The sequence below is a fragment of the Streptomyces sp. NPDC018964 genome, assembly GCF_044390325.1.
Lineage (GTDB): Bacteria > Actinomycetota > Actinomycetes > Streptomycetales > Streptomycetaceae > Streptomyces.
The window spans coordinates 1-1,619 of the sequence record NZ_JBIRYZ010000069.1 but is presented as its reverse complement, the minus strand read 5'-3'; the positions used below and the strand labels follow the sequence as shown (position 1 = coordinate 1,619).

Here is a 1,619-nt window from a genome sequence, read left to right as displayed (position 1 = left end):
CTAGTGCCGCATCAGGCAACATTCGCCTCGTAGTTAGGGACGTGGTTCACGCCGTGGGTCCCTCGGTGTCTGCCAGAATCGGCGGATGCTGAGCATTGGAACGATCGTGATGGGGGCCGCTGATGTGCGGCGGGCCGCGGAGTTCTGGAGTCGGGCACTGGGCTACGTTCCTCGCGATGGTGAGGTGAAGGACGACTGGGCGGTACTCGTGCCGGCCGACGGCTCCGGTGCCGCACTGGCCCTCGACCTCAGTACGACGCCCGTGCAGGAGCACCCGAGAATCCACCTCGATCTCTATGCCGGCGACACCGCCGATCAGGAGGCCGAAGTGGCGCGACTGATTTCCCTGGGCGCTGAGCGCGTCAACTGGGACTTTTATCCGGACGACGCCGACTTTGTCGTGCTCGCGGATCCCGAGGGCAACCGCTTCTGCGTCATCGACACCAGTCACAGCTGACGGACACGAGGGCTGGGATGGCAGAACGTGTGCGGGTCCGGGAGATCGACGATGACGAAGGTCGGCGGCTGCTGCGGATCATCCGTCGGGGCACCGGTTCGGTGGTGACCTGGCGGCGGGCCCAGATGGTCCTGCTGTCCGCGCAGGACATGCCGGTGGCGAAGATCGCGGAGGTGACGTTCACCAGCGCGGACCGGGTCCGTGATGTGATCCACAACTTCAACGCCGACGGCTTCGACTCGCTATATCCGAAGTACTCCGGCGGCCGGCCCAAGACCTTCACGCTGCCCGAGCGCCGCGAGATCAAGAAGATCGCGAAGTCCAGGCCGACCGAGCACGACCTGCCGTTCTCGACCTGGAGTCTGACCAAGCTGGCCGACTTCCTGGTCGCGGAGGGGGTGGTCGATGACATCAGCCACGAGGGACTTCGGGTCCTGCTCCGCGAGGAAGGCGTCTCGTTTCAACGCGTGAAGACCTGGAAGACCTCACGCGACCCCGACTACGCGGCCAAGAAGGCCCGCGTCGAACACCTCTACGCGATCGCCGACCGCGAGGTCATACCCGAGAAAGGCGAGCCCGAAGTCGTCTTCTGCCTAGACGAGTTCGGACCGCTCAACCTCCAGCCGCACCCCGGCAGGCAGTGGGCCGAACGCGGCGGCAGACACAAGGAACCCGACCGCGATCCCCGGCCTCGCCGCCGGGCGACATACACCCGCCCGCACGGGATCCGCCACCTGTTCGCCGCCTACGACCTGGCCAAGGACCAGCTCTACGGGCACGTCAAGAAGACCAAGAACCGCTCCAAGTTCCTGGAGTTCTGCCGCTACCTGCGCTCACTGCACCCGGTGGACGTGCGCATCGCGATCATCTGCGACAACTACTCACCGCACCTCACGACGAAGCGGTGCCAGCGGGTCGGGACGTGGGCCGAGGCGAACAACGTCGAGATCGCCTACACCCCGACCAACAGCTCCTGGCTCAACCGGATCGAAGCCCAGTTCACCGCCCTGCGCTACTTCGCCCTCGACGGCACCGACCACCCCAGCCACAAGGCCCAGGGAAGCATGATCCGCCGCTACATCATCTGGCGGAACAAGCACGCCGCCGATCAACGGCTACGCGAGGTCGTCGCCAGGGCGAACGTTGCCTGATGCGGCACTAG

Annotated in this window: 2 protein-coding genes; both read left to right on the top strand. The window is 65.7% G+C overall.

Annotated features, from left to right (window positions below; all coding sequences use genetic code 11):
• Window positions 1-85: 85 nt before the first annotated feature.
• The gene (locus ACH5AO_RS37225; RefSeq protein WP_371100516.1) at window positions 86-457 is read left to right on the top strand and encodes a VOC family protein; all 372 of its coding nucleotides are present in this window, start codon (window positions 86-88) and stop codon (window positions 455-457) included.
• Window positions 458-474: 17 nt separating this feature from the next.
• On the top strand, window positions 475-1,608 hold the full coding sequence (locus tag ACH5AO_RS37220) for an IS630 family transposase (RefSeq protein ID WP_371100517.1): 1,134 nt from the start codon (window positions 475-477) through the stop codon (window positions 1,606-1,608).
• Window positions 1,609-1,619: the final 11 nt, after the last annotated feature.